The 2,047-nt window shown below is 51.1% G+C and carries 2 protein-coding genes; both read left to right on the forward strand.

The window, feature by feature from the left end; translation table 11 throughout:
• The first annotated feature begins 35 nt into the window (after positions 1–35).
• Entirely contained in the window at positions 36–1,334 is a 1,299-nt protein-coding gene (locus ABFZ84_RS14735; protein WP_369314847.1) for a putative porin, read from the forward strand.
• Between the two features lie 81 nt (positions 1,335–1,415).
• Positions 1,416–2,047, forward strand: a 632-nt coding sequence (locus tag ABFZ84_RS14740) for a carbohydrate porin (protein ID WP_369314848.1), incomplete at its 3' end; no start/stop codon positions are given.

The raw sequence follows: 2,047 nt of genomic DNA on the forward strand, positions 1-2,047 counted from the left end.
TCATTTTCCTTGTCTTGAAAGGAGTTGTTTGAGCAATGTCCCTATCTAAATTTCTTTTCGCATCATCGTGTTTTTTTTCGCTTGCCCTTATACCATTTTCCGCAAATGCACAGGACACTGCCGATCTCAGTACATTACAGAACGAGCTCAGTTCATTACGGCAGTTACAATTTGAACTGGACGATCGCATCAATGCGATCGAAGACCGTCTGCAAGCGCTCGCCCCTGAACAAAGCGCCCCGGTGGTTATTGAAGACGTAGCAACACAGCCACAGACTGCCGCCGCCCCAGCCCCCCAAACACCAGCGGATCGCCTGACCTTTGGCGGCGACTTTCGTGTTCGCTATGAAGGCAATTTCTCGAATGATACTGTTCGGAACCGTTCGCGTGGTGCGATGCGGGCGCGCCTGCGGGCTCGCTATCAAATCAACGATACTTTCGCCGTAGGCGGTCAACTGAGCACCGGCGATCCTGATGATCCCAACAGCGCTGACGTCACCCTATCCAGCTTCGATGATGACCTCGCGGTGAGCCTGGACCAAGCTTATCTTCAGGCAAAGTTTGCCAATACCGAATTATATTTGGGCAAAATGCCCCTGCCCTTCAGAGCGACTGACCGTCTCTGGGATGGTGATGTCAGCCCCCAAGGGGTTAGCGCCAATTATGAAGTGTCTCTTTCAGATGCCTCTCGTCTGGCCGCACATTCATTGTTTTTTCTGATTGATGAAGCCGCGATGGGCGATGACAGCGCCATGATCGGGGGGCAATTAGAACTCAAACATCAATTGACCCCTCTCATTCAAACCGACTTCGCCATTGGGTATTATAATTATCGACTACACAATACGGCCGATGCCGATCTTGGTGATTTTCGCACCAACTTGATCTTGGGCAATACCTATCTTTCCGATTTCGAAATCCTCTCGCTGATCGCGAGCGTCCGCTGGAATGAATGGACACACTGGCCGATCGAAATCCGCGGCGATTATTCCCATAATTTTGGCGCGGCCCGCTTTGCCAACGCCCACACCGACGATGCTTTTGGTATTGACCTAATGGCGGGAAAGCTTGCCAACAAAGGCGACACCCGGTTTTCTTATGGGTATGCCCAGTCTGATGTTGATTCAACGCTGGCCGCTTTCGCACAGGACAATATCGATTTTGGTACGAACTATGTCTTTCATAGTATCGGCGTTGATTATGCATTGTCATCGCATTTGTTTTTTAACGGCAGCTTATACCGATATCACTTGAAAGATATTCAGTTTGCCCCGGCGGGCGAAACGGTTGCCTGGCGCAATCGGCTCCGCCTGAACCTCATGGCAAAGTTCTAAAGCGTCGCCGCGCCTAAGCCTTCTATTGCCGCCGCTCGGATAGATTCCGGCAGATCGTTTTACTTAAACAATTGAGATGTTATGACCTTCGCAATATCGATACTTACCGCCATGGCCGGGCTTGAACCTGCGGTTGGCACGACGACACCTTCAGATAATGAGCCTGCCCTCGCCTTTGAACTCGACTACACGTCAGACCTCTGGGGCAATGCATCCGGCGGCAGCCAAACTGGCGTTCGTTACCTCAATAATGTCGATGCGACGCTCGCCGTTGATCTCGATACGCTTGGTGTCATTCCCAATACCACTGTTTTTGTTTACGGCCTCTACAATAATGGTGAGGCGTTCTCTGGTGACCTCGTCGGCGATGCGCAGGTCGTCAGCAATATTGAAGCCCCCGTTGAAGCTGTGCGCCTCTACGAAGCATGGATTGAACATGAGTTTCTGAACGGATTGGCATCATTAAAGGCCGGGTTATACGACGTTAATTCCGAATTCGACGCCCTCGAAACATCATCACTCTTTATCAATAGTGCCCATGGAATCGGCACGGATATTGGCCAAACTGGCGAAAATGGCCCGTCAATTTTTCCCATTACATCACTTGGGGTTCGCGGGGCGTTTCAAGTCAGTGAACAATGGACAGTACGCGCAGCGATCCTCGATGCAACACCGGGTAATCCAAGCGCGTTAAAGCGAACATCGGTATCACT

Origin of the sequence: Hyphococcus lacteus (assembly GCF_041058985.1) — a bacterium.
GTDB lineage: Bacteria > Pseudomonadota > Alphaproteobacteria > Caulobacterales > Parvularculaceae > Hyphococcus > Hyphococcus lacteus.

Coding starts and splice junctions, on each gene's coding strand:
- ABFZ84_RS14735 (WP_369314847.1), top strand. CDS start 36: ATGTCCCTATCTAAATTTCTTTTCGCATCATCGTGTTTTTTTTCGCTT.